This is a genomic window from Pantoea ananatis LMG 2665 (assembly GCF_000710035.2).
In the GTDB taxonomy this organism is placed as follows: Bacteria; Pseudomonadota; Gammaproteobacteria; order Enterobacterales; family Enterobacteriaceae; genus Pantoea; species Pantoea ananatis.
In genome coordinates this window covers 193,979-220,161 of the sequence record NZ_JMJJ01000007.1, presented here as the reverse complement: position 1 = coordinate 220,161, position 26,183 = coordinate 193,979, and the positions used below count along the sequence as shown (strand labels likewise).

The 26,183-nt window shown below is 56.8% G+C and carries 24 protein-coding genes and 1 riboswitch; of the genes, 17 read left to right on the top strand and 7 right to left on the bottom strand.

Annotation, left to right across the window (positions count from 1 at the left end; translation table 11 throughout):
- Positions 1–331: 331 nt before the first annotated feature.
- Positions 332–574 carry a DUF1158 family protein gene (locus EL29_RS17285; RefSeq protein WP_013027643.1) on the bottom strand — a complete coding sequence of 81 codons (243 nt, stop codon included), beginning with the start codon at positions 572–574 and terminating at the stop codon, positions 332–334.
- Between the two features lie 305 nt (positions 575–879).
- Here EL29_RS17285 and mntP point away from each other — a divergent pair, with 305 nt between their 5' ends.
- From mntP to EL29_RS17260, 5 genes are all read left to right on the top strand, one after another.
- Positions 880–1,452: a manganese efflux pump MntP gene (mntP, locus tag EL29_RS17280; RefSeq protein WP_024472222.1), complete on the top strand. Its 573-nt coding sequence runs from the start codon at positions 880–882 to the stop codon at positions 1,450–1,452.
- A gap of 109 nt (positions 1,453–1,561) precedes the next feature.
- Positions 1,562–1,639: a stress response protein AzuC gene (azuC, locus tag EL29_RS23455; RefSeq protein WP_112900613.1), complete on the top strand. Its 78-nt coding sequence runs from the start codon at positions 1,562–1,564 to the stop codon at positions 1,637–1,639.
- Positions 1,640–1,906: 267 nt separating this feature from the next.
- Positions 1,907–2,743: a fumarylacetoacetate hydrolase family protein gene (locus EL29_RS17270; protein WP_014604789.1), complete on the top strand. Its 837-nt coding sequence runs from the start codon at positions 1,907–1,909 to the stop codon at positions 2,741–2,743.
- A 73-nt stretch (positions 2,744–2,816) separates the two neighbouring features.
- A complete protein-coding gene (locus EL29_RS17265) occupies positions 2,817–3,737 on the top strand; it encodes an alpha/beta fold hydrolase (RefSeq protein WP_015699334.1) in 921 nt (306 codons plus the stop codon).
- Positions 3,730–5,121 (top strand): hypothetical protein, encoded by a 1,392-nt coding sequence (locus tag EL29_RS17260; protein ID WP_015699335.1) that lies wholly within the window; start codon positions 3,730–3,732, stop codon positions 5,119–5,121. Before EL29_RS17265 ends, EL29_RS17260 begins: the two co-directional genes overlap by 8 nt.
- 10 nt (positions 5,122–5,131) lie before the next feature.
- Here the strand turns inward: EL29_RS17260 and EL29_RS17255 are convergent, their stop codons facing one another.
- Both EL29_RS17255 and EL29_RS17250 read right to left on the bottom strand, forming a co-directional pair.
- The gene (locus tag EL29_RS17255) at positions 5,132–6,481 is read right to left on the bottom strand and encodes an MFS transporter (protein ID WP_028715907.1); all 1,350 of its coding nucleotides are present in this window, start codon (positions 6,479–6,481) and stop codon (positions 5,132–5,134) included.
- 168 nt (positions 6,482–6,649) lie between these two features.
- Complete coding sequence (locus EL29_RS17250; protein ID WP_028715906.1) at positions 6,650–7,552, bottom strand: GntR family transcriptional regulator; 903 nt, start codon at positions 7,550–7,552, stop codon at positions 6,650–6,652.
- A gap of 137 nt (positions 7,553–7,689) precedes the next feature.
- Here EL29_RS17250 and EL29_RS17245 point away from each other — a divergent pair, with 137 nt between their 5' ends.
- A complete protein-coding gene (locus EL29_RS17245) occupies positions 7,690–8,718 on the top strand; it encodes a zinc-binding alcohol dehydrogenase family protein (RefSeq protein WP_028715905.1) in 1,029 nt (342 codons plus the stop codon).
- Positions 8,719–8,751: 33 nt separating this feature from the next.
- Here the strand turns inward: EL29_RS17245 and EL29_RS17240 are convergent, their stop codons facing one another.
- Positions 8,752–9,669: a nucleoside hydrolase gene (locus EL29_RS17240; protein WP_013027635.1), complete on the bottom strand. Its 918-nt coding sequence runs from the start codon at positions 9,667–9,669 to the stop codon at positions 8,752–8,754.
- 244 nt (positions 9,670–9,913) lie between these two features.
- Positions 9,914–9,990, top strand: a riboswitch (Fluoride riboswitch).
- Positions 9,991–10,083: 93 nt separating this feature from the next.
- Here EL29_RS17240 and crcB point away from each other — a divergent pair.
- Positions 10,084–10,461, top strand: coding sequence for a fluoride efflux transporter CrcB (gene crcB / locus EL29_RS17235; RefSeq protein WP_015699341.1), 378 nt, complete (start codon positions 10,084–10,086; stop codon positions 10,459–10,461).
- A gap of 29 nt (positions 10,462–10,490) precedes the next feature.
- On the opposite strand, the gene EL29_RS17230 is transcribed toward crcB, so the two are convergent.
- Entirely contained in the window at positions 10,491–11,096 is a 606-nt protein-coding gene (locus tag EL29_RS17230; protein WP_028715904.1) for an alpha/beta hydrolase, read from the bottom strand.
- A 181-nt stretch (positions 11,097–11,277) separates the two neighbouring features.
- On the opposite strand from EL29_RS17230, the gene EL29_RS17225 reads away from it, so the two are divergent.
- Positions 11,278–12,402 (top strand): GNAT family N-acetyltransferase, encoded by a 1,125-nt coding sequence (locus EL29_RS17225; RefSeq protein WP_028715903.1) that lies wholly within the window; start codon positions 11,278–11,280, stop codon positions 12,400–12,402.
- Here the strand turns inward: EL29_RS17225 and EL29_RS17220 are convergent.
- The gene (locus tag EL29_RS17220) at positions 12,399–14,231 is read right to left on the bottom strand and encodes an ABC transporter ATP-binding protein (RefSeq protein ID WP_013027631.1); all 1,833 of its coding nucleotides are present in this window, start codon (positions 14,229–14,231) and stop codon (positions 12,399–12,401) included. The genes EL29_RS17225 and EL29_RS17220 overlap by 4 nt on opposite strands.
- 71 nt (positions 14,232–14,302) lie before the next feature.
- Here EL29_RS17220 and EL29_RS17215 point away from each other — a divergent pair, with 71 nt between their 5' ends.
- The 8 genes from EL29_RS17215 to EL29_RS17180 all read left to right on the top strand — a co-directional run bounded on the left by EL29_RS17215 (position 14,303) and on the right by EL29_RS17180 (position 23,877).
- On the top strand, positions 14,303–14,806 hold the full coding sequence (locus tag EL29_RS17215) for a GNAT family N-acetyltransferase (protein ID WP_028715902.1): 504 nt from the start codon (positions 14,303–14,305) through the stop codon (positions 14,804–14,806).
- A gap of 147 nt (positions 14,807–14,953) precedes the next feature.
- Entirely contained in the window at positions 14,954–16,120 is a 1,167-nt protein-coding gene (locus EL29_RS17210; RefSeq protein ID WP_024472227.1) for an HD-GYP domain-containing protein, read from the top strand.
- 110 nt (positions 16,121–16,230) lie between these two features.
- On the top strand, positions 16,231–16,320 hold the full coding sequence (kdpF, locus tag EL29_RS17205; RefSeq protein ID WP_015699348.1) for a K(+)-transporting ATPase subunit F: 90 nt from the start codon (positions 16,231–16,233) through the stop codon (positions 16,318–16,320).
- On the top strand, positions 16,320–18,002 hold the full coding sequence (gene kdpA / locus EL29_RS17200; protein ID WP_013027627.1) for a potassium-transporting ATPase subunit KdpA: 1,683 nt from the start codon (positions 16,320–16,322) through the stop codon (positions 18,000–18,002). The genes kdpF and kdpA overlap by 1 nt, the downstream gene beginning before the upstream one ends.
- Before the next feature lie 2 nt (positions 18,003–18,004).
- A complete protein-coding gene (kdpB, locus tag EL29_RS17195) occupies positions 18,005–20,050 on the top strand; it encodes a potassium-transporting ATPase subunit KdpB (RefSeq protein ID WP_013027626.1) in 2,046 nt (681 codons plus the stop codon).
- 10 nt (positions 20,051–20,060) lie between these two features.
- Positions 20,061–20,630, top strand: coding sequence for a potassium-transporting ATPase subunit KdpC (gene kdpC, locus EL29_RS17190; RefSeq protein WP_014594840.1), 570 nt, complete (start codon positions 20,061–20,063; stop codon positions 20,628–20,630).
- A 13-nt stretch (positions 20,631–20,643) separates the two neighbouring features.
- Complete coding sequence (gene kdpD, locus EL29_RS17185) at positions 20,644–23,319, top strand: two-component system sensor histidine kinase KdpD (RefSeq protein WP_013027624.1); 2,676 nt, start codon at positions 20,644–20,646, stop codon at positions 23,317–23,319.
- A gap of 54 nt (positions 23,320–23,373) precedes the next feature.
- Complete coding sequence (locus EL29_RS17180) at positions 23,374–23,877, top strand: TIGR00645 family protein (RefSeq protein WP_014604798.1); 504 nt, start codon at positions 23,374–23,376, stop codon at positions 23,875–23,877.
- Positions 23,878–23,938: 61 nt separating this feature from the next.
- On the opposite strand, the gene EL29_RS17175 is transcribed toward EL29_RS17180, so the two are convergent.
- Positions 23,939–24,871, bottom strand: coding sequence for a LysR family transcriptional regulator (locus EL29_RS17175; protein WP_019106352.1), 933 nt, complete (start codon positions 24,869–24,871; stop codon positions 23,939–23,941).
- Positions 24,872–24,964: 93 nt separating this feature from the next.
- Here EL29_RS17175 and EL29_RS17170 point away from each other — a divergent pair, with 93 nt between their 5' ends.
- Positions 24,965–26,173 (top strand): MFS transporter, encoded by a 1,209-nt coding sequence (locus EL29_RS17170; RefSeq protein WP_014594837.1) that lies wholly within the window; start codon positions 24,965–24,967, stop codon positions 26,171–26,173.
- The last annotated feature ends 10 nt before the right edge of the window (positions 26,174–26,183 follow it).

Sequence of the window (26,183 nt, the reverse complement as noted above, 5' to 3'; positions counted from 1 at the left end):
AAATGGATGTTGCGAGATTGCCTCTTTATGGTGCAGGGTGAAAATGTCACCCAAGGGAAGGAATAATTTAAACTTATGAAAAATGGCGTTTATTTAATTTTATTCTTTGAGGTGAATTTTTAATCGTTGGTGTATCTGGCCCATTTGTGTAAAACAAATGTTACATTTTTGTGACCTCAGGAGTTGCCCCATGCAGGATGCCAGCACGGTTGCGACGCCTCAGGAAATACGCGTGACAGCGCAATTTTAAGATTTTCTTCAGAACAGAAAACCGGCCAGGGCCAACCGCCCGGCAGCCCTGTATCCAGGCCGCTTTTGCAGGACAGCGTTGTCACACCTTGAACCAGCGACGCCAGACAAAGCGGATAACAAAAAACTCCAGCGCGCCCAGCACCAGGAACCACAGGCAGAACACCAGGGTGTACAGCTGGCTCAGATCCTGTAAATGAAACAGCTGCTGCAAATGCTGCGCCACCGTCAGGCTAAAAGCCGGTGCGGGTAGCAGCAGGGCAGACAGAAAGCCCAGCAGTAAAATGCCACCGGGAAGGATTAAGGACTCGAAAGGGTTATTCATGAGCAGTGTTCTCTGTTTATCAGCCGGACATTTTCCGGTATTCCGTGCAGAGGTTCAATCATGCTCTGCCGCTACCTGTCATTCCCGGAGGAAAGCTGTCGAGAAAAGGCTTAAATGACATTAACTTAGCGGCATTCATAGCGACTGTTATGAGTTATAGCCTTTGCTATACTTAAATCCCTGATTTTATTGTCTTTTTATATCTATTATCGCGTGATAGACTGCGCGCACTTTTTAAATAACCGAGCAAATTGTGTGATGGATTTAGCATGAAGCCGTGCTTTTTCATCCCAAGTGAACGAATCATGACCTTTATTGCCACGCTTATTCTTGCTTTTGGAATGTCAATGGACGCGTTTGCCGCCGCACTGGGCAAAGGTGCAACCTTGCATCGTCCTGGCCTGAAGGAAGCCGTGCGGACCGGTCTGATTTTCGGTTGTATCGAAGCCCTGACGCCGCTTATCGGTTGGGCGCTGGGCCTGGCAGCCAGCCAGTACGTAGCGGCATGGGATCACTGGATTGCCTTTTTCCTGCTGGCCTTTCTTGGCGCGCGTATGATGATGGAAGGCTTCCGCAAAACAGCCACAGAGCCTTGTGAAGCACCGCAGAGTCACGGCTTCATGGTACTGGCCACCACGGCGGTCGCAACCAGTCTTGATGCCCTGGCCGTCGGGGTTGGACTGGCGTTCCTGCAGGTAAATATCGTGACCACGGCCCTGACTATCGGTGCGGCAACCACCGTAATGGCCACCACCGGCGTGCTGATTGGGCGTTTTATCGGACCGGTGTTGGGCAAATGGGCTGAAGTGCTGGGCGGCCTGGTCCTGATTGCTATTGGGTCAACCATTCTTGCAGAGCACCTGGCCCTGTTTCAGTAACGCAGTTAAAAGTGAATTTTGTGATCTGGTTCAAAATTTATTGATGCTTTAAACAGCAGGAGCTATACTTTTGCTGTAGATATTCAACAAAATTTTAACCGGATGATGTATGAAACGTTTTTTTAAGTACGTGTTCCACGCTTATGTCGAAACCTTTAAACACGTACCGCCAGGCGCGCTGAACTAAGCGCCCACCGAATACCCTCGATAGTCGCGGTCAGGGATTGACCGGTGATTATCACCTCGTTATCTCGCCCCCCCTTTTGATTGTCCCCTGTCATAACGACACCCTTATCTGCGTGACCTTCCTGACATCCTCCTGTTGACACAACGTGATACATCTGGACATCCGATGTGCCAAACGAGGTACGATTTTCATCGCTATTTTTGCTACTCTGCGCGCCAATTTCTTGTAAAACATGCGGTTATAACCCGTAATCATCATGAGGCGGTCATGCAGCTATGCAGTTTTTACCTTCCTGAACAGGGGAAGAAAAGCTTTGGTATCGTTAAGGCTCAGGGCGTAGTGGATGTCGGTATGCGCCTGGGAAAAGCCTGCCCGGATTTAAAAACCTTCCTGACGCGCTCGTCACTGGCCGACCTGACTGCTTTTGAGGCGATGCCCGCCGATCATGTTTGGTCAACTGTGCAGTTTCTGCCCGTCATCGAGCAGCCTGGTAAAGTGTTTTGCGTGGGCATGAACTATGCCGATAAACGCCAGGAATTCGCCGCCACGCTGGATGCCCCCACGTTATTTGTACGCTTTGCTGACTCCCTGGTCGGCCATGAGCAACCGTTGCAAAAACCCACCACCACCCAGGAGTTTGATTACGAGGGGGAACTGGCGGTGATCATCGGCCAGCCTGCGCATCAGGTTAAGGCGGAAGAGGCGCTGAGCGCGGTGGCAGGATACAGCTGCTTTATGGATGCGACGGTGCGCGACATGCAGTTTACCTGGTTTACCGCAGGGAAAAACTGGCCGCAAACCGGAGGCTTCGGGCCCTGGATGACTACCGCCGACGAGATCCCTGATCCGCAGCAGTTGACCATTAAAACGGTGCTGAACGGTCAGGAAGTACAAAACGATACCACCGGCAGCATGGTGCATCCGGTAGCCAACATTATTGAATACGTTTCCGCCTTTAGCCCGCTGTCGCCAGGCGATGTGATTATCACGGGTTCACCGGGCGGCGTGGGTAAAAAACGCACGCCGCCGCTGTTCATGTTCAGTGGCGATGTGGTTGAGGTTGAGATCGAAAAAATCGGCCGCCTGCGCCATACCATTGCCTGACCCAATGCATTAACCGCCTGCCTCTGCCATTCCCGTCCTACACTCAATGGATACCCAGGAACAGGAGCAGCTGATGAGGCGTACCATCCAGTGTAGAAAGCGGCAGGGCATGGCGCTTGCCGCCGGGATCGGCTTAGGTGTCGCGGCGGTCATGTGGGGCACGAAACGCTGGCAGCAAATGAAGCAAACGCCGCCGGTTTCACCACGCAGTCATCACGCGGGATTGGCGGGTTATTATCAACAGATCGGTGACTGGCGCATGTTTACCCGCGTCACGCCTGAGGAACCTCAGGGGTTGCCCGTGGTGCTGATTCACGGCCTGGTAATGTCGGGGCGGTCGATGGAATCACTGGCACTGGCGCTGGGACGGGATTATCACGTTCTGGTGCCCGACCTGCCAGGCTTTGGCGGTAGTGCGTTGCCCGCATCCGCACCGGTTCTTTCGGTGAAAGCGCTGGCCGATATCCTGTGGCAATGGTTACAGCATAACGGATTTCAGCGGGCGATCTGGGTTGGGAGCGCTTTTGGCTGCCAGGTGCTGGCGGCTCTGGCGGATAAATACCCCGAAGCGGTGGCAGGCCTTGTATTACAGGGGCCCACCGCCGATCGCCACGCGCGCAGCGTGGTTCGTCAGATATGGCGAGGCTGGCGTAACAGCCGAATGGAAGCGCATCGATCGCCCGACTCGCTGGCCCGAATTGACTGGGCGAAAGCCGGTTTGCCGCGAGCCTTTGGCACCCTGCGCGCCATGCTGAACGATCCTATCGAACACCACCTGACCTATCTCACCGCGCCAACCCTCTTGCTGAGAGGCTCGCGCGATCCGGTTTGCCCGGCGCGCTGGCTGGATGAGCTGGCGGGGCTGCTGCCGCACAGTGAAAAAATCACCCTGCGCGGCGGCACGCACCGGCTGCACTATGTCTATCCGTGGAGTTTCTGCCACGCCATCCGACCTTTTTTGGCGCGTATTCAGCAGGAGAGCCAGCATGAGTAAACCTCCTAAGGGCATTGCCCGGTTTGATTCAGCCGCCACGATGCTGCTGGCCTTAGCGAATGCGCTGCACGATCGGCCTTTTGCCAGTCCAGGCCAGTCGCCCATGTTAGACCGCTTACTGCCTTCACTTGATCGGTTACCGACCCGGCTGCGTGAGTGGGGCTATGCGGTCAGTGGCCTGGCCGAGGGCATCAGTCACAAACAGGCCAGTGAACTGGACGTCGAAGGCATCGCCGAATGGATGGTCAGTACCTATCCGCAGCGCGATTATCCGGCTGCGTTTGTCGGTGCCACTAACGGTGCCATGGTGCATCTGGCCGCGGCGATGGGAACGCCGTGGCTACCGCAAACGTTTTTGTGCCCGGTGCGGGTACAGCAGAGCGATCCGGATGACGCCCAGTCCGAATTTGAAAACGGCAAGGCCGTGGCAGCAGCGTTGCTGGCGACCTGGCCTAAGCTTGCCGTGCACCACATGCAGGATCCGAGTCAGGATCGCCTCCTGCTGGAAAAAATGCACTATTTCCGCCTGAAGCTGCGCGACATGCCGCTGGCCTTCAATGAGTTTCTGCTGGGAGGATTACCGGCGGGATCAACACTGTTCATTAATCACTGTACGCGACAGTGGCCGGTAACGCGCACCAGTGACCGCTCTTTCTTTCAGTTTGGCGCCCCCGGCGGCGCAACCGAAAAGGAGTATTTGCAGGGCGGGCCGAGAGTGGCGGAATATCTGGCGCGGGCAGGCGTGGATCGGGCGCGTTGGGAACCGCCTGCTATCACCGACCACGTCCCTGAAGCCGAATGGGGGCTGGATGGCTACCTGATTTCGCCACTGAAAAAGCTGGCAGAAGCCCAGCGCTGGCGGCTGATGGAGATTCGCTACGACCATCCCGAAGCGCTGAGTTTCGTGGTCGCTGAAATTTATCGCGACTGGTATCTGGCGGCGGGCATATTGCCTGCCCGGCTGACGGTAGACAGCTTTTTACTCATGGATCCCTGGTGCAGCATGCAGCAGCACGCGATTCCGTTCTGGCTGATGTTTCCATCCGTGCCGTCGGCTGATGCGCTGCAGCGCTTTCTTGAAAAGCAGCCGCCTTTCAACCATATCGATATGATGCTGTATTCGCACGGCACCGACAGCATTGGCCTGGCGGACGTCGATCGCTGGAAACAGCTGTTAGCCTTCGCCAGGGAAGAGGGCGCATTAGTCGGGGTAGATGAAACGCGCTTCCCCCACGATTTTGCCACCTTTTCCCGGTTCGATTCGGCGCTCCGGGAGCGCGCCCCGCTGCTGCCTGCGCCGCCGCCGCTCAGTATTGATAAAGCGATTGCAGGCATTCAGCGTTATGGTGCGCGCCACGGCGTGACCCTCCACCCGCTGACCTGAATTGGGGATATCAGGCGCCGTCCGTGATGGGTTTACGCACCAGCAGCAGGTACGCCAGGGCGCCAACCAGGGTGACGCAGGCGCAAATCATCAGCGCCAGGCTGAATGATTTGGTGGTATCCAGCACCCATCCGGTCACGACCGGCGCAAACGAGGCAAAGATAAAGCTGGCGAAGTTTTGAATGCTGCCCACGGACGCCGTCATACGCGCGGTGACGTTGGCATGAATCAAACCCCAACAGGAGGTACCGGCAAAGTGGATGCAAAACAGCGCCATTCCAATCAGCGTCACGGCGCTGGTGGTGTCGGTCGCGCGCGTCACGATAGCGGTAAACCCGGCAGACAGAATCATACCGCTGACAATGCAGACTTTACGGGTTTTTACCGCATCCCAGCCGCGCCTGACCAGCGCATCAACCACATAGCCATTTAACAGCATGCCTGCGGCACCGAACAGGAAGGGAATGGCCGCCAGTAATCCCGTGCTTTTCAGGTCGAGATGATAGGTGGATTGCAGATAGCCCGGCAGCCAGGCGATATACAGCCAGGCGGTATAGTTGATGCCGCTGAAGCCAATCATCATGCCCCACATGGTGCGCTGTTTAAACAGCCCACGCCATTCTTGAAAGCTGATCGGCTCTTTACGCGATGCCACGCTGCCTGCCTGCAGGTAGTGGATCTCTTCAGCGCTTAGCTGTTTGTTATCGCGATCGCGGTAAACCAGGTACCAGCCGATGGCAAGAAACACACCCAGAATCCCGATGGTGACAAACATGCCGCGCCAGCCCAGAACCAGCATCATGGCCGCCAGGATCGGCGGCGCGATGGATAAGCCAATCATCGAGGCGGCGTTAAACATCCCCATCGGCATACCGCGATCTTTAATGTTAAACCAGTCGTTGATGACCTTGACCCCGCACGGATTCATGGGGGCTTCACCAATGCCGAGCCCAATACGCACCAGGACAAACTGCGTAAAGTTATGCACCAGTCCGGACGCGGCCTGGAACAGGGACCAGATAAACATTCCCAGGCCCAGCATAATGCGCGGTCCTTTACGGTCCAGCAGCGCACCGGCGGGCAACTGCGCCAGCCCATAGGCCAGCGAAAACGCAGACAACAGCACGCCGATCTCGGTGGCGCTCAGCCCCATTTCATTACGAATGGTCATGTTGGCCACAGACAGCGAACTGCGATCCAGGTAGTTAATGACGGCAGCAAACAGCAGCAGCAGCATGGCAGTAATCTGGACTTTACGAATGCGCGGCGAGCGCACGATATCACTGCGCCACGGCACAAACGCCTCATCGGGCGAAGTGTCGGACGGGTTCGCGTGATCAACAACCGATCTATGTTCCATGGCAATCTCCCCGGGCAGGCGATTCATCATTATTGTGAGTATTACGGTCGCCCGGCGGTACAAGGCCGTCGGGGCGTTGCGCTGAGAGTAGGGGGAATGAACAGGATATGTTGTAAAGTTGTTTCAAAATCGTGCGGGAGCTAATGCTTTGTGGTTTTTAATCGGGTTTTAATTGTACTGATTAATGCTCCGTACCATAGAGCGCTTGGCGGTAGCCAGGTGGTTATGCAATGCGCACAGCGCATCCACATCCCGGCGGCCAATCAGGGCGGACAGAATCGCCATATGCTCTTCCAGCGCGACGATGTTGCGCTGCTTAAGATCGCTTTCATCCCACTGATAATGCGAATGAAAAATCACTGAAATAATCTCCAGCGACTGATTAAAAAAGGGGTTGTTGGCGGCAGACAGGATCAGCCAGTGCAGCTCTTTATCGAGGGCAGCAAAATGGCGATAGTTGCTGGCGATCGTTTCGCGCATCGATCGGTGGCGATCCAGCAGATCTCTGGCCTGGATCCAGCGTTCATCCTCTCTGGGCAAATTCAGAAAGCGGGTAAGCGCATGAGTTTCCAGCATCTCGCGCAGCTCAAATAACTTTTCGGCGTACTCCTGTGAAAACTTTTTCATCTGCCAGTGGCCGCGTTTAACCGGTTCCAGCAGGTTATAACGCATAAAATGCAGCAGGAATTCCCGTACCGCTACCGGGCTGACGTTGGCCTGTTTTGCCAGTTGCAGTTCGCTGAACGTGTCACCGGGCTGCAGCAGTCGCTGATTAATCATATCAAAAAAGCGTTTTTCCACCTGGCTGGCCTGCTGCTCAATGGCTGGCGTGACGGCGCTGAGGCTGTCTTGCTCTTCAGGCTCGCGCACGATGACCCAGCTCTCTTTTACGTTCTCCAGCACGCCGCGTTGGTGCAGATAGCGCAGAGCATGCCGCACCGTGGTGCGGCTGATATTAAACATTTCAGCCAGGGCGGCCTGCGGCGGCAGGGGCGACTGAATATGACCCTGGGCAATGCTTTCCAGCATATGGTTGATCACGTTATGACGTAAATTCTGACTACGGCTCATGAGCGGCTCCGGTTTTTTATGCATTAAAAACCATTGAAGGCCCAAAAAAACCGTCACGCTTCACAGAACGCGCAAAGGAAATGCCTTGTCACGGCAAGATTAGCCATAACTGCGCTAACGATAACGGGAGTCTTACCATGACAACAATGAAAGCATTAGTCATCGCCGAACCACGCAATATGGTCTGGACCACGCGCGCAACGCCTCAACCCGCACCAGGGGAGGTGCTGATTAAAATTGTCAGCGCGGGCATCTGCGGCACGGATATCCATGCCTGGGCGGGAAACCAACCTTTTTTTAGCTATCCACGGGTACTCGGGCATGAACTCTGCGCAGACATTGTTGAAACAGGCAGCGCCGTGGAGGGGTTTGCCGTTGGCCAGCGCGTGGCGCTGATCCCCTATCTCTCCTGTTATCATTGCGATGCCTGCCAAAGCGGTAAAACCAACTGTTGTGAACATATCTCAGTTATTGGCGTACATCAGGATGGCGGCTTTTGTGACTATCTGAGCGTGCCTGCGTCAAACCTGTTGGCCGTGGACGCGCTGGCACCTGAGGCGGCGGCGCTGATTGAACCCTTTGCGATTAGCGCCCATGCGGTAAGGCGTGCGGCAGTGGCACAGGGCGATGCCGTGCTGGTGGTGGGCGCTGGCCCTATTGGGCTGGGGGCGGCGGCCATCGCGGCGGCCAATGGCGCGCAGGTCATCGTGGCGGACACCAGTGAATACCGCCGCCAGCACGTCAGTCAACAGCTGGGTCTTCCCGCGCTTAACCCGGCTGACGCCGATTTCATCACCAAGCTGCGCGCTGGATTTAACGGTCAGCTGGCGTTAACCCTGATCGATGCCACGGGCAACCCGGCGGCCATGAACGCGGCGGTTAACCTGATTCGGCATGGCGGTACGGTGGTTTATGTAGGCCTGCACAAAGGCGACCTGGTCATCCCCGACAGTGAATTCCACAAAAAAGAGAGTACGTTGATGGGCAGCCGGAACGCTACGCGCGAAGATTTTGACCGGGTGCGTGAACTCATGGCCGCCGGGAAACTGCGAGCAGAAATGATGCTGAACCGCCATTTCGCCTTCTCTACGCTGGCAGAGCACTTTGAGGAAGCGGTTATCAACAATCGTGAGTTGATTAAAGGCGTTATCGATTTTGATCGCTAACGGTGGATGACAGGAGCCGTCTCGCCGCCAGGCTTATCGGCTGAGCAACTGAAAAAAGTGTTTCCGCACGGCCTCCGCATCAACCCCCAGTGCGATGCGCTGTCGAGGCAGATTGCGGAAGGGATCATGCCGGGACGCCAGGGCACTCAACTGACGCACCGTCTGGCCGCAGGCAATGCCTTCCGTAATGACACGAAGCGGGCTTTCCACCAGCGTGAACGCGTCAGGCAAACACAGCCAGGATATCGTCAGCGTGTCATGCAGCGCCATACCAGAAAAGCCTTCCTTCTCAAGGCTGTATGCCAGATAGGGGCGGCAGATCGCATGCAGGACGGGTTGATGAAGTCGATCGACCTCATCGCTGTGGATCAAGACGTTATGCGTGACATCGAGCGGGATCACCACGATCGGCAAGGTGGAAGAGAGAACCTGATCGGCGGCGTGAGGATCTTTCCAGATATTAAATTCGCTGAAGGGCGTGACATTCCCGCTGTGCCCATCCGTGCCAAATGCGCCACCCATCATGACCAGCTCTTTCACCAGCGGAATAATATCCGGCGCCTGATTGATTGCGCTGGCGATATTGGTCAGCGGACCTATCGCGACAAGCGTGATTTCACCCGGACTGGCCCGCACGCTGTCGATAATAAACTGAACGGCACCGGGTGCCTCATCGCTGAAGGGATTATCAAACGCGTCCCCTAAACCATCTTCGCCATGCAGTCGGGCAGGCGCGCTCGGCGCCTGGGCCAATGGACGTGAACAGCCCCGGTATACCGGTACCTCAATCGCCATTTTGTGGCAAAACAGCCGGGCATTTTTCACGGCCTGTCCCACGGCAACGTTGCCAAACACCGTAGTAATGCCCAGCAAATGTTGGGTGCGGGCGGCATAAGCCAGAGCAAAGGCATCGTCTACGCCGATATCAGTATCTAAAATGACAGTTCGCACAGGCCGCTCCAGAACAGGCTCATCCCTTCGCTATGCGTGAAGGGCATTAAACGGCCCTTTAAGGCCGCTGGCAGGTCACCATTTAAGCGGAAAACGGCTCAAGAGGAAACCTGAATTGTGTGGCCCAAAACCGTCTGCTTTGCGGCAGCCTGAGCGGGGGCATCTGTCCAGACGGCGTCGGTTGGCATTGCTGATTTCCCCGCTCAACTGTGGTTGCCAGTCAGAAAAAGGCGTCGTATTATGGCGCGCATAAGGTGATGGCGTTCCACCTTTCCCAACCGCCTGCAGGCGTAACCTGCGGCTGATGACGCCTGACATTATCCTTAATCCTTTCGCGGGAGCTGGAGTGTCAGGTGCATGCATTTTTTCTGGCCCTCCACCCTCTTCTGCGCAAATCCTGAAATGGAGTCTGTGATGTTAAAACCGCTATTGGCTGTGATTTTGGGCGGCAGTGTGGGCTGTGTACTGCGTTGGTGGTTCGGTATGCGTTTTAATGCGTTTTTCCCCAATCTGCCACCGGGGACTTTGCTGGTGAATTTGATTGGCGGATTCGTGATTGGCGGTGCAATGGCCTGGTTTATCAAAAATCCCTCACTCGATCCCGCCTGGCGGTTACTCATCATTACGGGCTTATGCGGCGGGCTTACCACGTTTTCCACGTTTACAGCAGAGTTAATGACCTTATTGCAGACCGGCAAATACCTGTGGGCGATGAGCAGTGCGCTGGTGCATGTCATTGGCTCGTTACTGATGAGTTTTGCCGGTTTCGCGCTCATTAACCTGTTGGGCTAGCCTGAGGGCCAAACCGGCATGTCTGCGGTTTAGTCCTGCAAGCACTGAGCAATAAACCCGGCGGCGTGCATCGCGCCCTGACCCGAAATCGAGTGACCGGTCTGCGGCTCAAATACCGCTTCGACCAGGACGCCAGCCGCCTTCAGGCGAGTGGCCGCCGACTCGCTTTCACTGGCCGGTATGACCGTATCAGCACGGCCATGAATTATCAGGGCTGGCGTGTGAGGTGCTGGCGTCAGCGGGCCGTCAAAGGCCAGGCGTCCGGAAAACGCCACCACGCCCGCGAGCGGATAACGCCCGGAAGCCAGCAGATCCAGCGCCATAATTGAGCCCTGCGAAAAGCCCACCAGAATGACGTTTTCCCAGCGATCTGCCATTCCGTGCTGCGCCATCAGATGACGAATAACGCGGTCAAAGGCCTCGCGGGCTTCACGCACCCGACCCGGGCGATTTTCCGGCGTAATCCCGGCCAGGCTAAACCACTGATAGCCCGCGCCATGCTCAAAGACGTAAGGCGCATCCGGTGAGGCAAAGGCCACATCCGGGAGCAGGGTTGCCCAGTCGTCGCCAATGGGGGCCAGATCGTCGCCGTTACTGCCCACGCCGTGTAGGAAGATCACCAATGCTTTTGCCATGTCCGTTCCTTCGCTGTTTTGTCAGATTCTGCAGGCATTTGAACAGCTGGCGGGATTAACGTCAAAACCTAACGACGCTTCAGGTCGCGCGTTGGCATGAGGCATTCCGTGCCGTTCTGCTTTCCCTGAACCCTAAAACCTGCTTGACTGACGTGTCATCGGTTGCTGTCTGGAGTTATGCATGTCGTTGTTCCACCTGAGTTCGCTTTCAGATATCTCTGCCGCTGAATGGGATGCGCTGTTACCCGATCAACAGCCTTTTTTACGCCACGCGTTTTTGCTGAGCCTGGAAGAAAGTGGCAGCGTCCGGCCGGAAAGGGGCTGGCAGCCCGATCACCTTCTCTGGCGTGAGGCCGGTGTGCTTCGCGCCGCGCTTCCCGGTTATCAAAAGTTTCATTCTCAGGGTGAATACGTTTTCGATCACGCCTGGGCAGATGCCTGTCAGCGCGCCGGGATTCCGTACTATCCGAAATGGCTGGGCGCGATTCCTTTCAGCCCGGTCACAGGGGCACGCGTACTCGGCGCAGCGGATGCCGCCGCCCGACTGCTTGCTGCTCTCCCGGACGCGCTGGCTGAACAGGGGCTGAGTGGTGCGCATATCAACTTCACCGACCCGCAAGCGAACGCCTTGCTGGCGGCGCAACCTGACTGGCTGTCACGCCTGGGCTGCCAGTATCACTGGCACAATCGAGGCTATCGCGACTTTCAGGATTTCCTGGATACGCTGATGTCGCGTAAACGTAAACAGCTGCGAAAAGAGCGCGAGCAGGTGGTGCAGAGCGGTTTTGAATTTGACTGGTATCGCGGCGATCAACTGCGCGAGGATCAGTGGGACTTTGTCTATACCTGCTACGCCAATACTTATGCAGTGCGCGGCCAGCGGCCCTATCTGACCCGCGCCTTCTTCAGCCTGCTGGCTGAGAGGCTGCCGGACAATATTCGCGTGGTCATTGCCCGTCTGCAGCAACAACCGGCGGCGATGGCCTTTTACCTCAAGGACGGCCAAAGCCTGTATGGCCGCTACTGGGGCTGCCTGGCGGAATTTGACCGGCTTCACTTCGAAACCTGTTTTTATCAGGGGATGGATTTCGCCATTGCGGAAAGGCTGCAACGCTTTGATGCGGGCGCGCAGGGCGAGCACAAACTGGTACGTGGTTTTGAACCCCAGATGACCCACTCCTGGCACTATTTGTGCCATCCCGGCCTGCGCGCGGCCGTGGATGACTTTCTGCAGCAGGAGCGGCAAGGCGTCCATCTCTGGGCCGAAGAAGCCCGTGACGCCCTGCCATATCGACGCGGCGATTAATCTGCGCCAACAAATCCTCCCGTCTGATGCTGCCACAGACGGGCATACAGGCCATTTTGAGCCAGTAGCTCAGAGTGACTACCGATTTCCACAATCTGGCCTTTTTCCAGCACCACCAGACGATCCATTTTGGCAATGGTGGACAGGCGGTGGGCGATGGCAATCACCGTTTTGCCCTGCATCAGGGATTCCAGGCTTTCCTGAATCGCGGCTTCCACTTCGGAATCGAGCGCGGACGTCGCTTCATCCATAATCAGGATCGGCGCATCTTTCAACAGGACACGGGCGATAGCTACGCGCTGGCGCTGCCCGCCTGACAGTTTCACGCCGCGTTCACCCACATGTGCATCCAGGCCAAACCGGCCCTGAGAATCCGACAGCAACGGGATAAACTCATCGGCGCGGGCGCGATGAATGGCTAACTGGAGTTCTTCTTCGCTGGCATCTGGCCGCCCGTACAACAGGTTTTCGCGAATAGAGCGATGCAGCAGCGAGGTATCCTGGGTGATCATCCCGATTTGGCTGCGCAGGCTCTCCTGCGTCACTTCAGCAATATTTTGACCGTCAATCAGGATACGACCGCCGTTGAGGTCGTACAGGCGCAGCAGCAGGTTCACCAGGGTGGATTTACCCGCACCGGAAGGCCCAATCAGGCCAATTTTTTCACCGGGTTTGATGGTCAGGTTCAGGCCATCAATGACCTGACGGCCGCCGCCATAGTCAAAACGGATAGCGTCGAAACGAATCTCGCCCTGCGTCACCTTTAGCTGTGTTGCCTTTGAGGAATCCTGCACGCTAAGCGGTTGTGAAATGGTATTCAGTCCGTCCTGCACCATACCGATGTTTTCAAAAATCCCGTTTACCACCCACATCACCCAGCCGGACATGTTGACCAGGCGGATCACCAGGCCGGTTGCCAGGGCAATGGCGCCAACGCTGATCAGCGACTCGCTCCACAGCCACAGCGCCAGTCCTGACGTTGAGACAATCAGGATTCCGTTCAGCGTTGATAAGGTGAGGTCCATGCTGGTCACCATCCGGTTAGCATGCTGCGTCTTATCCGTCTGCTCCTGAATCGCTTCGCGGGCATACTGACGTTCAAGATCGCTGTGCGCGAAAAGCTTGATGGTGGCGATGTTGGTATAGCCGTCAACAATGGTGCCCATCAGCTTCGAACGGGCCTCCGATGACACCACCGAACGGGCTTTTACCCGGGGGACGAAAAAGCGCAGCGCGGCAACGTAGGCCACAATCCAGATTATCAGCGGAATCATCAAACGCCAGTCGGCTTCTGCAAACAGGACCATCGCCGTTGCGGCATAGATCAGCACATGCCAGATCGCATCCACCAACTGTACTGCCGAGTCGCGCAGCGAATTACCGGTTTGCAAAATACGTTGCGCAATCCGCCCGGCGAAGTCGTTCTGAAAAAAGTTCATGCTCTGCCGCAGGACATAATTATGGTGCTGCCAGCGGATCATACTGGTCATGCCGGGGTTAATGCTCTGATGGACCAGCATATCGTGCAGTGCAATAAATACCGGGCGCAGTATTAGCGCAACACAGCCCATCCATAACAACGTTTGCCAGTTATCCCTGAACAACGTTGCTGGCGTAGCGTGATTCACCAAATCGATAATGCGGCTCAGATAACTGAACAGTGCAACCTCAATCAGTGCGCCAATTAATCCCACCACCAGTAGTGCGGCGAAGCTCGGCCACACCTGACGCAGATAGTAAAAGTAAAATGGCCAGACCCGTGAAGGCGGCATATCGGTTGGCGCATCCTGAAAAATATTGATAAAACGTTCGAAACGACGATACAACATAGAGTCACTCTTTCCGTTCGGGAAGAGTTACAGCTTAGTGCATGTGTACGCCCGATTAAAAAGGATTAAATATGGATATCACTCTGCGCGGCCGCGAGCCTGGCGATGCTGCGGCATACCAACGTCTTTACGGTCATCCGGCGGTTTATCCCTGGACGCTTCAGTTGCCTTTCCCCAGCGTCGCGACCTGGGAAAAGAAGTTTGCAAAGATGGATGCGGAAGGCTTTATCAATTTTATCGCCGAAGTTGAGGGGGAAATGGTGGGCGAACTCACGCTGTTTACCAATCATAATCCGCGTACCCGCCACTGCATCAGTTTCGGTATTGGCGTCGATCCCGCCTTCTCTGGTCGGGGAATCGGAGAGCATTTGATTCGTAACGCCATGGATTATGCGCGCAACTGGCTGGGCATCACCCGTATGGAACTGGAGGTGTTTCACGATAATCACCGGGCGCTGGCGCTGTATGGGCGACTGGGTTTTGAACGCGAAGGCATCCGCCGCCAGGCGTCACTGCGTGAAGGCAAATTTCACGATGTGGTGATGATGGCAAAATTGCTCACTGAGACAGCCTGACCACGCTCTTTTTTACCGGTTAACAGGAAAAATCTCCCTTCGACGGCTAAAATTTGTGCTGTGCCACAGTTCGCACAAAATGACCTGCACAAAACCGAGTGCCTGCCGATATCACGATATCACCCGCTGATACTCTGGAGGGAGATTGTGATTAAACTCATCACCATTGACGAACTAAAACCGGGTATGTTCGTCCACAAGCTTGAAGTCTGGTGGTTTAAAGACAAACGCATTCGTAATCAGATGTTGATCACCGATCAACGTCAGGTTTCGATGTTTCGTCATGAGGGCATACAGCGTTTATGGATCGATATGGAGAAATCGATTTCAGTGACGCCATCTGTGCCGAAAAAGGTCGATTCAGGCCTGCGTGCGCCTTTTTCTCAGGAAATGGAGCAGGCGCAGCATATCTTTGAACAGGGAAAGCCAAAAGTGCTGGCCATGTTCAGCGAGGCACGCCTGGGCCATGGTCTGAATCTCAATGATATGATTGCCATTGTCGATCAGATTGCGGGCTCTATTGAGCGTGAGCCCTCCGCGCTGTTACGCGTTGCGCAGCTAAAGGATCATGACAATTACACCTACCTGCACTCCATGGCGGTCTGTGGGCTCATGATCGCCTTTGGAAAAAAACTGGGGCTGGATGCTCAGCAGCTTCAGCGGGTGGGGATGGGCGGATTACTGCACGACCTGGGTAAGGCAGCCGTACCACTCGCTATCCTCAACAAACCGGACACGCTCAACGACGAAGAGTTTAAGATCATGTGTGAACATCCGATTGCAGGTGCGCAAATGCTGATGGATGCACAGGCAGGCGATGATCTTGTGGATATCGCGCTGCATCACCATGAAAAATATGACGGTAGCGGCTATCCCTATGGCCTGAAAGGCCATGAGATCAGCGTGTATTCCCGCATGGCGACGATTTGTGACGTTTACGATGCGCTGACCTCAACGCGGCCTTACCGTAAAGGCTGGACCCCAGCCAAAACCCTGCAAATGATGTTGAGCTGGCCGGGGCATTTCGACAGTACCTTACTGCACGCTTTCGTCAGTACGATAGGGATGTATCCCGTCGGTTCCCTGGTTCGCCTGGCGTCTGGACGCATTGCGCTGGTGGTGAAGGGCGGCGATAAGTCATTACAGCGACCTACGGTGCATGTCTTCTGGTCACTGCATGCGCAGCGGGAAATCAAACCTGAGGTGCTGGATCTGGGCGACAGTTTTTGTACTGACAGCATTGTGTGTGCCGAAGATAACGGCCGTTGGGACAACGTCGATCTGCGCCGAATCTGGTTGCTGGACGCCGCCTGATATTGCGGGTCGTTTTTATACATTTTTTACATCCCCGACCCGCATTTTAACCCTTTCTTTATGTGCGCCAGCGCAAGCTACTCAGCAAATCCAATCCTCTGGAGGTTGCTGTGAGTGCAGGCGTAATAACCGGCATTGTGCTGGTAGTGTTGTTGCTGGGCTATCTGATCTATGCCCTGTTAAATGCGGAGGCTTTCTGATGGCGGCCAATGCGTTTTTACTGATCGCGGTTTATCTGCTGTTGCTGATGGTGATGGCGCAACCGCTGGGGCGTGGGCTGGCCGCGCTGGTTGCCGATAAACCCCTCTTTGCACGTGCTGAAGCCCTGCTGTGGCGTTTTTCGGGTGTACAAGAAGGCGGTATGCGCTGGCAGCACTACCTGCTGGCAATTTTGGTGTTCAACCTGCTTGGCTTCGTGGTGCTGCTCGCCATCCTGATGTTTCAGGGAGCGTTGCCGCTCAATCCGCAACATCTTCCCGGACTGAGCTGGGATTTGGCGCTGAATACCGCTATCAGTTTTGTCACCAACACCAACTGGCAGTCTTATGCCGGTGAAAGCACCCTGAGTTACTTCAGCCAGATGGTCGGGCTGACGGTGCAGAACTTCGTTTCCGCCGCCACCGGCATCGCCGTGGCGTTTGCGCTGATTCGCGGTTTTGCTAATCGTTCGGTGGCAACCCTGGGGAACGCCTGGCGCGATTTAACGCGCATTACACTCTATGTCCTGTTGCCGATCAGCCTGCTGATGGCGCTGTTTTTTGTCAGCCAGGGCAGCATCCAGAACTTCCTGCCGTATCACAACGTCACCAGCCTCGAAGGTGCGCAGCAAACGCTGGCAATGGGGCCGGTTGCCTCTCAGGAAGCCATCAAAATGCTGGGCACCAACGGCGGCGGCTTTTTCAACGTCAACTCTGCGCATCCGTTTGAGAACCCTACCGCGCTGAGCAATTTCGTACAGATGCTTAGTATCTTCCTGATTCCGGCGGCTCTCTGCTTTGCCTTTGGCGAAAGCGTAAAAGATCGGCGCCAGGGCTCAATGTTGCTGTGGTCCATGACGCTGATGTTTGTCGTGGCTGCTGCGCTGGTGATGTGGGCTGAACTACGTGGCAACCCGCACTTTCTGACGCTAGGGGCTGACAGCGCCATCAATATGGAAGGCAAAGAAACGCGCTTCGGCATTCTCAACTCCAGCCTGTTTGCGGTGATTACGACGGCGGCGTCCTGCGGTGCGGTAAACGCGATGCATGACTCGTTTACGGCGCTGGGCGGTATGGTGCCGATGCTGCTGATGCAACTGGGCGAGGTGGTGTTTGGCGGCGTGGGTGCCGGTCTGTACGGGATGCTGCTGTTTGTCTTACTGGCGGTGTTTATTGCCGGGTTGATGATTGGCCGCACACCGGAATTCCTCGGCAAGAAAATCGACGTATGGGAAATGAAAATGACGGCCCTGGCGATTCTGGTCACGCCCGCGCTGGTGTTGATCGGTACGGCGATTGCGATGATGACCGACGCCGGACGCGCAGGTATGGCAAACCCCGGAACGCATGGCTTTAGTGAAGTCCTGTATGCCGTTTCGTCGGCCGCCAATAACAATGGCAGCGCCTTTGCGGGCCTGAGCGCCAATACGCCGTTCTGGAACCTGCTGCTGGCGGTGTGCATGTTCGTGGGTCGCTTCGGCATCATTATTCCGGTCATGGCGATCGCGGGGGCAATGGCGGTGAAAAAAGTGCAGCCGGTAGGTAACGGCACGCTCCCTACGCACGGTCCGCTGTTTATCGCACTGCTGGTCGGTACCGTCTTGTTGGTCGGCGCGCTGACCTTTATTCCTGCTCTGGCGCTGGGTCCGGTCGCCGAGCATCTGCAACTTATTCAGGGACAATAATCATGAGTCGTCAACAACAGGTGTTTGACGCAGCGCTGTTACGTACCTCAGCGATCGATGCGGTAAAAAAACTCGATCCTCGCGTGCAGTTTCGCAATCCGGTCATGTTTGTGGTTTACCTGGGCAGTATCCTGACCTCGATTCTGGCCATAATGATGTTTACCGGACACCAGAGCGGCAGCGCCAGCTTTACCGGCGCGATTGCCCTGTGGCTATGGTTCACCGTGCTGTTTGCCAACATGGCAGAAGCCCTGGCGGAAGGGCGCAGTAAAGCCCAGGCAAACAGCCTGAAAGGCGTTAAAAAGACCAGCTTCGCCAAAAAACTGTCGGCGGCGCACTACGGTGCAGCGTGGCAGCAGGTGGCGGCCGATGCGCTGCGTAAAGGGGATGCCGTGCTGGTAGAGGCCGGTGATGTGATCCCCTGCGACGGTGAAGTCGTGGAAGGGGGCGCATCGGTAGACGAGAGCGCGATCACCGGTGAATCGGCACCGGTGATCCGTGAATCGGGCGGGGATTTCGCCTCGGTGACCGGCGGGACACGCATTCTGTCTGACTGGCTGGTCATTACCTGCAGCGCCAACCCAGGCGAAACCTTCCTGGACCGGATGATCGCCATGGTCGAAGGCGCACAGCGTCGTAAAACCCCGAATGAGATTGCCCTGACCATTCTGCTGGTGTCGCTCACCATTGTGTTTCTGTTAGCCACCGTCACGCTGTGGCCTTTTTCAGCCTGGGGCGGCACGCCGGTCACCATCACCGTACTGGTGGCGCTGCTGGTATGCCTGATCCCGACCACCATTGGCGGTCTGCTGTCCGCTATCGGCGTGGCCGGGATGAGCCGGATGCTGGGCGCTAACGTCATTGCCACCAGTGGCCGCGCTGTTGAAGCCGCTGGCGACGTGGATGTGCTGATGCTGGATAAAACCGGCACCATCACGCTGGGTAACCGTCAGGCAACGCAGTTTTTACCGGCTCCCGGCGTCACGGAAGAACAGCTTGCCGATGCGGCGCAGCTGGCGTCCCTGGCGGATGAAACGCCGGAAGGGCGCAGCATCGTGGTGCTGGCGAAGCAAAAGTTTAACCTGCGTGAACGTGACCTGAGCAGCATGGGCGCCAGCTTTATTCCCTTCTCGGCCCAAACCCGTATGAGCGGCGTCAACGTACAGGACCGCCTGATCCGTAAAGGTGCGGTCGATGCGGTGCGCCGTCATATTGAAGCCAGCCACGGTGCCTTTCCGGCTGAGGTGAACGCCCGGGTTGAAGAGGTGGCGCGGGCCGGTGGCACACCGCTGGTGGTGGCGGAAGGCGCAAAGGTGCTGGGCGTGGTGGCGCTAAAAGATATCGTTAAAGGTGGCATCAAAGAACGTTTTGCGGAACTGCGCAAGATGGGCATTAAAACCGTGATGATCACCGGTGATAACCCGCTCACCGCCGCCGCCATCGCGGCAGAGGCGGGAGTGGATGACTTTCTGTCAGAAGCGACGCCGGAAGCCAAGCTGGCACTGATTCGTCAGTATCAGGCGGAGGGGCGCTTAGTCGCGATGACCGGTGACGGCACCAATGACGCGCCAGCGTTGGCCCAGGCGGACGTGGCGGTTGCCATGAACTCGGGTACTCAGGCGGCGAAAGAAGCGGGCAACATGGTCGATCTGGACTCGAACCCCACCAAACTGCTGGAAGTGGTGCACATTGGTAAGCAGATGCTGATGACGCGCGGTTCCTTGACCACCTTCAGTATCGCCAATGACGTTGCCAAGTATTTCGCCATCATCCCGGCCGCCTTTGCGGCAACCTATCCACAGTTAAATATGCTCAACGTGATGCAGCTGCACTCGCCCGCATCGGCCATCCTGTCGGCCGTGATTTTTAACGCCCTGGTGATTGTATTCCTGATCCCTCTGGCGCTTAAAGGTGTCAGCTATCGCCCCTTGAGTGCCGCATCGCTGTTGCGCCGTAATTTACTGATTTATGGGTTAGGTGGGCTGCTGGTGCCCTTTGTCGGCATCAAAGCGATTGATATGTTGCTCGTGCTGTCTGGTATGGCCTGAGGAGATTAAAATGAGTCAGTTACGTCCGGCGATTTTCCTGCTTTTGCTGCTAACGGTTGTGTGCGGCGTCGTTTATCCTTTGCTTACCACGGGACTGTCGCAACTGCTGTTTCCCTGGCAGGCTAACGGGTCAGTATTGAATGTCGATGGCGAAGAACGGGGATCAGCGCTGATTGGTCAGAATTTTAGCCAGCCCGGTTATTTCTGGGGGCGTCCTTCTGCAACCGGTGATAAGCCTTATAATCCTCTGGCCTCCAGCGGCAGCAACCTGGCGGCCAGCAACCCGGCGCTGGATAAGGCTGTAGCCGAGCGCGTGGCGGCTTTGCGCACGGCGAATCCGCAGGCTAACGGGGCGGTACCGGTCGAGCTGGTAACCACCTCGGCCAGTGGACTGGACCCGGAGATTTCGCCTGAGGCTGCGCTGTGGCAGGCACCGCGTATCGCGGCGGCACGTCAGCTGCCGCTGGCGAAAGTGGATGCCCTGGTAGACAGCATGACGCAGCGCCCGCTGCTGCCCTTTATCGGCGAACCGACTGTCAATGTGCTGCAGCTTAATCTGGCGCTGAACGACCTCAAATAACTGTAAGGACGCTATGAACCACGAACCGCTGCGCCCCGATCCGGATGCGCTGCTGCAGACCAGCAGCGACAGCCATCGCGGCAAACTGAAAATCTATTTTGGCGCCTGTGCGGGCGTAGGAAAAACCTATGCCATGTTGCAGGAGGCGCAGCGGCTGCGTGCCCAGGGGCTGGATGTGCTGGTGGGCGTAGTGGAAACGCACGAACGTCCGGAAACAGCGCAGCTTCTTAACGGACTGGTGCTGTTGCCGCGCCGGGCGACGGGCCGTTCGCGGCATGCGGAGTTCGACCTTGATGCCGCGCTGGCGCGCCATCCGGCAGTAATTTTGATGGATGAGCTGGCGCACACGAACGTGAAGGGCTCACGTCATCCCAAACGCTGGCAGGATATTGAGGAACTGCTGGAGGCGGGCATTGATGTCCTGACGACAGTGAATGTTCAGCATCTGGAAAGTCTGAATGATGTGGTCGGTGGCGTCACCGGCATTCAGGTGCGTGAAACCGTTCCCGATCCCTTTTTTGACGCTGCCGACGAAGTGGTACTGGTTGATCTCCCGCCTGACGATCTCCGCCAGCGCCTGAAAGAGGGCAAGGTCTACATTGGCGATCGTGCCGAACGCGCCATCGAAAATTTCTTTCGTAAGGGCAACCTGTATGCCCTGCGTGAGCTGGCGCTGCGCCGCACTGCCGACCGGGTCGATGACCAGATGCGCGCCTGGCGCGACAGTCAGGGCCGCGATCGAGTCTGGCACACGCGTGATGCCATTTTATTGTGTATTGGGGACGATACCGGCAGCGAAAAACTGGTGCGGACGGCGGCGCGGCTGGCCGCCAGGCTGGGCAGCGAATGGCATGCCGTTTACGTGGAAACGCCCCGGCTTAACCGGCTACCGGAAGCGCGGCGTCGGGCCATTTTACGCACGCTGAAGCTGGCGCAGGATATGGGGGCGGAGACGGCGACGCTGTCCGACCCTGATGAGGCGCAGGCGGTCCTGCGTTACGCGCGGGAACACAATCTGGGTAAGATTGTGACAGGCCGACGCCCGGCGCGCCGCTGGCGGCGTGACAGCTTTGCCGAGCGGCTGGGGCAGTTGGGTCCCGATCTGGATCTGTTGGTCGTGGCGCTCAATGAGCCTATCCAGGATGCGCCCCATCCGTTAGCCGAGGATCGGGTTAACAGCGACAAATGGCGGCTGCAGCTGCGCGGCGTACTGATGGCGCTGGTGCTGTGTATTGTGGTCACCGCCGCAGGGCAGTCGGTTCTGATCAGCTTCGATCCGGCCAACTGTGTGATGATCTATTTGCTGGCGGTGGTGATCGTCGCGTTGCGCTATGGACGATGGCCCTCCGTTATCGCCACCGTCATGAACATCATTGCCTTTGACCTGTTTTTCGTCGCACCTACCGGCACAGTCGCGGTCTCGGATTTGCAATACCTGGTGACCTTTGGGGTGATGCTGGCGGTCGGGGTTATTGTTGGCAACCTGACGGCCGGCGTTCGCTACCAGGCGCGGGTTGCCCGTTACCGGGAGCAGCGCACGCGGCAGCTTTATGAAATGGCCAAGTCGCTGGGAAGCGGCCTGACGCCTGAAGATATCGCCGCAACCAGCCAGCGGGTGCTGGAGGCGACCTTACAGGCGCGATGCCTGCTGCTGCTACCCGATGAGCAGGGCGAACTGCACACGCTGGGCAACGCGCTGCCGGGCAACGAACCGGATTGGGCTATCGCGAAATGGAGCTTCAGCAAGGGCCAGCCAGCAGGCGCAGGCACGGACACCTTACCGGCGGTGCCCTACCAAATTCTGCCGCTGAAAGTGGGCGATCTGTGTCGCGGATTGCTGGTGGTTGAACCGCAGAATGTGCGTCAGCTGATGGTGCCGGAACAGCAACGGCTGCTGGAAACCTTCACCGTGCTGATTGCCAATGCCCTGGAGCGGATGGCGCTGTCCCAGAGTGAGGCGGCTTCCCGGCTGTCAGCTGAACGTGAGCAGCTGCGTAATGCTTTGCTGTCGGCGCTCTCCCATGATTTACGTACCCCGCTGACGGTGCTGTTTGGTCAGGCAGAAATGCTGATGCTGGACCTGGCCAGCGATAACTCAAAGTATGTGCCCCAGGCCAGCCAGATTCGTGAACAAACCCTGAGTACCATTCGTCTGGTCAGCAACATGCTGGATATGGCGCGTATTCAGTCAGGCGGCCTGAATTTACGCGAAGAGTGGCTGGCGCTGGAAGAGGTGATTGGCGGCGCGCTCAGTAGCATGGCGCCGTCGCTCAAGGGAAGAGAGGTCGAACTCGACCTGCCTGAAGATATTGTCCTGATCAAAGGCGACAGTACGTTGCTGGAGCGGGTATTTACCAACCTGATTGAAAACAGCCTGAAGTACGCTGGCAACTGTGCGCCCCGCGGCATACGTGCCTGGTGTGAAAATACCCGGCTGGAAATCGCCATCTGGGATGGCGGGCCGGGCATCGCCCAAAACGACCTGACGCGGATTTTCGATAAATTTTCACGCGGTGATAAAGAATCGGCCGTACCGGGCGTTGGGCTGGGACTGGCGATTTGTAAAACGATTATCGAAAGCCACGGCGGTCAGATCTGGGCGGAAAATCGTGCTGAAGGCGGTGCCTGCTTTCGTCTCTCTTTACCACTTCCACCCGTTCCTGAAATTTCTCCTGAAGGCTTGAAATAACTTCACAGATGATCGGTTATAATGCGCGACCTTACTGATTATGATTGGGAAATTATGGAACGTTTTACCGAAAACCTGATGTATGCATCGCGCTGGTTGTTGGCTCCGGTTTACATTGGACTTTCGCTGGGACTGCTGGCGCTCACCGTCAAATTTTTCCAGGAAATTTTTCACCTGTTGCCCAACATTTTTAGCATTGCAGAAAACGATCTGATTTTGCTGCTGCTGTCGCTGGTGGATATGACGCTGGTGGGTGGGCTGCTGGTCATGGTTATGCTGTCAGGCTACGAAAACTTTGTGTCCAAACTCGACATTGACGAGGGCAAAGAGAAGCTGAGTTGGCTGGGCAAGATGGATTCCGGCTCGTTGAAAAATAAAGTCGCGGCCTCGATTGTGGCGATTTCCTCCATTCACCTGCTGCGGGTGTTTATGGATGCGCGCAATGTCGAAAACGACAAGCTGATGTGGTACGTCATCATCCACCTGACCTTTGTCCTGTCTGCCTTCGTGATGGGCTGGCTGGACAACATGTCGCGAGCGGAAAAGAAAAACGTCTGATCGACGGCAACCCCCCGGACGCCGTCCGGTGACACGGCTTCCCCGGTGGGGGAGGCCTGTTTCAGGCTGAAGCGGGCCGCGCGCCCGTCAGATGCGGAAATACCGCTTTGATCATGGCAAAGAAGGCGGTCAGCCTGGCGGGATAATAGCTCGCCCACGGATAGGTCAGCCAGACTGGCAACGGGGGAGCCTGCCATTCCGGCATAAGCTGAATCAGATTGCCCTGTGCCAGATCCTCCTGAATGACCCATGTCGACAGAATAGCGGTTCCCAGCCCCGCCAGCGCAGCTTTGCGCACGGCGAAGAGGCTGTCGCTGCTGAGCAGGGGAACGATAGGCAGATTCATCGGTTCCCCCTTGTCTTTATGTTGTAATGCGATCTCGTTACGGTAGAAACTCGTCAGCGCCAGCCACGGCAAATCGCCCAGTTGCGCCACCTGGTTAATCGGGGGATATTGCTGAAGCAGCGCGGGCGCAGCGACAACAATGCGCGGCACTTCGGCCAGCAGCACGGCTACAACAGAAGGGTCGGTCAGTGCCCCCACCTGAATCGCACAGTCCACGTTCTCGGCGACGAAGTCTGGCGTCCTGTCGTTCAGCATCCATTCAATGCGCAAACGCGGATAGCGGCGCATAAAGTTCACCAGCGGTGTGACCAGCTGATCCTGGCCAAAAGCGTGGGGCGCGCGCACCCGCAAGATGCCAACCGGATCGCTGCCGGCGCCGGTCAGTTCATCTTCCAGCGCGTGCCAGGTTGCCAGGAGCTGCCGGGCCTGTGCATAGCAACGCTCACCATCATCAGTCAGCTTTAGCGCATGGGTGGTGCGCAGAATCAGTTTCAGCCCCAGCCCCTGCTCAAGAGACTGCAACCGGCGACTGATTGTCGGTTGCGTAATACCCAGTTGCAACGCTGCGGCAGACAAACTGCCGCTTTCGACAATGCGAATAAAGGTGTGCATCAGTTCGATGCGATCGCTGTTACTGAAATTGCTCATGCGTTCCACGTATAACCGTTTTGCTTTTTATTAGTCTACCGCGTATGTCAAAAACAGGCTTTACTTGCCACACTATTTTTTGAGGATGTAACCATGTCAGCGGTAAAAACTATGACTCCCCACTCAACTGAACGCCTGCCCGCCCCCCTGGTCTTTACGCTTGCTGCCGGCGCGGGCCTGAGCGTGGCCTCGATTTACTACAGTCAGCCGATGCTGGATATCATCGGTAAGCAGTTTCAGGTCAGTGTGAGCACCGTAGGCATGGTGCCGATGCTAACGCAGGCCGGGTATGCTTTAGGTATTCTGCTGCTGGCCCCGCTTGGCGATCGCCACGATCGCCGCACGATAATTTTGATCAAAGGGCTGCTGTTGGTGATGGCGCTGCTGCTGTGTGGGTTTTCCGGCGGTATCAGCGCGCTGCTCATCGCCAGCTTTGTCACCGGCCTGACGGCGACCGTGGCGCAGGATATTGTTCCGGCATCGGCGGCGCTGGCACCAGCGCACAGCCGGGGTAAAACCGTGGGTACGGTAATGACGGGATTACTGGTAGGCATTTTACTCTCCCGGGTCGTCAGCGGCGTGGTGGCAGAGTATTTTGGCTGGCGCACCATGTATATTATCGCGGCCCTGGCTGTGTTTCTGATTAGCCTGACGTTGTGGCGTGTACTGCCGCGCTTTACGCCCGGCACGTCGGTAAGCTATCCCCGCCTGCTTTTATCGCTGGTTCACCTGTGGCGCGAACATCAGACCCTGCGGCGCGCGGCCCTGGCTCAGGGGCTGCTTTCTGTCAGCTTCAGCGCCTTCTGGTCTACGCTGGCGATCATGCTTAGCGAACGTTTTCACTTTGACAGTGCCATCGCCGGTGCCTTTGGTCTGGCAGGGGCGGCGGGTGCACTGGCCGCGCCGCTGGCGGGTAACCTGGCCGATCGACTCGGCCCGGCACGCGTGACCCAGTTTGGTGCCGGCCTGGTCACGGCGGCCTTCGCCCTGATGTTTTTGCTGCCGCTGCTGTCGCTCCCCGGTCAGCTGGTCGTCATCGTTATCAGCACGCTTGGTTTCGACTTAGGCGTGCAGGCCACGCTGGTCGCCCATCAAACGCTGATTTATGGTCTGGTACCCGATGCACGTAGTCGTCTTAACGCCCTACTGTTTACCATCGTGTTTATCGGCATGGCCAGCGGTGCGGCGCTGGGCAGCCTGGCGCTTGCCCACTGGGGCTGGAATGGCGTTGTGGTGTTGTCCACGCTCGCCGCCGCTGCCAGCCTGATGGTGCGGCTCGCCAGTCGTCACCTCAAGGACTGATCCTTCCGCC

Bases quoted from the DNA above. Each gene is read 5' to 3' on its own strand.
- EL29_RS17285 (WP_013027643.1), bottom strand. From the start codon at position 574: ATGAATAACCCTTTCGAGTCCTTAATCCTTCCCGGTGGCATTTTACTG.
- mntP (WP_024472222.1), top strand. From the start codon at position 880: ATGACCTTTATTGCCACGCTTATTCTTGCTTTTGGAATGTCAATGGAC.
- azuC (WP_112900613.1), top strand. From the start codon at position 1,562: ATGAAACGTTTTTTTAAGTACGTGTTCCACGCTTATGTCGAAACCTTT.
- EL29_RS17270 (WP_014604789.1), top strand. From the start codon at position 1,907: ATGCAGCTATGCAGTTTTTACCTTCCTGAACAGGGGAAGAAAAGCTTT.
- EL29_RS17265 (WP_015699334.1), top strand. From the start codon at position 2,817: ATGAGGCGTACCATCCAGTGTAGAAAGCGGCAGGGCATGGCGCTTGCC.
- EL29_RS17260 (WP_015699335.1), top strand. From the start codon at position 3,730: ATGAGTAAACCTCCTAAGGGCATTGCCCGGTTTGATTCAGCCGCCACG.
- EL29_RS17255 (WP_028715907.1), bottom strand. From the start codon at position 6,481: ATGGAACATAGATCGGTTGTTGATCACGCGAACCCGTCCGACACTTCG.
- EL29_RS17250 (WP_028715906.1), bottom strand. From the start codon at position 7,552: ATGAGCCGTAGTCAGAATTTACGTCATAACGTGATCAACCATATGCTG.
- EL29_RS17245 (WP_028715905.1), top strand. From the start codon at position 7,690: ATGACAACAATGAAAGCATTAGTCATCGCCGAACCACGCAATATGGTC.
- crcB (WP_015699341.1), top strand. From the start codon at position 10,084: ATGTTAAAACCGCTATTGGCTGTGATTTTGGGCGGCAGTGTGGGCTGT.
- EL29_RS17230 (WP_028715904.1), bottom strand. From the start codon at position 11,096: ATGGCAAAAGCATTGGTGATCTTCCTACACGGCGTGGGCAGTAACGGC.
- EL29_RS17225 (WP_028715903.1), top strand. From the start codon at position 11,278: ATGTCGTTGTTCCACCTGAGTTCGCTTTCAGATATCTCTGCCGCTGAA.
- EL29_RS17220 (WP_013027631.1), bottom strand. From the start codon at position 14,231: ATGTTGTATCGTCGTTTCGAACGTTTTATCAATATTTTTCAGGATGCG.
- EL29_RS17215 (WP_028715902.1), top strand. From the start codon at position 14,303: ATGGATATCACTCTGCGCGGCCGCGAGCCTGGCGATGCTGCGGCATAC.
- kdpA (WP_013027627.1), top strand. From the start codon at position 16,320: ATGGCGGCCAATGCGTTTTTACTGATCGCGGTTTATCTGCTGTTGCTG.
- kdpB (WP_013027626.1), top strand. From the start codon at position 18,005: ATGAGTCGTCAACAACAGGTGTTTGACGCAGCGCTGTTACGTACCTCA.
- kdpC (WP_014594840.1), top strand. From the start codon at position 20,061: ATGAGTCAGTTACGTCCGGCGATTTTCCTGCTTTTGCTGCTAACGGTT.
- kdpD (WP_013027624.1), top strand. From the start codon at position 20,644: ATGAACCACGAACCGCTGCGCCCCGATCCGGATGCGCTGCTGCAGACC.
- EL29_RS17180 (WP_014604798.1), top strand. From the start codon at position 23,374: ATGGAACGTTTTACCGAAAACCTGATGTATGCATCGCGCTGGTTGTTG.
- EL29_RS17175 (WP_019106352.1), bottom strand. From the start codon at position 24,871: ATGAGCAATTTCAGTAACAGCGATCGCATCGAACTGATGCACACCTTT.
- EL29_RS17170 (WP_014594837.1), top strand. From the start codon at position 24,965: ATGTCAGCGGTAAAAACTATGACTCCCCACTCAACTGAACGCCTGCCC.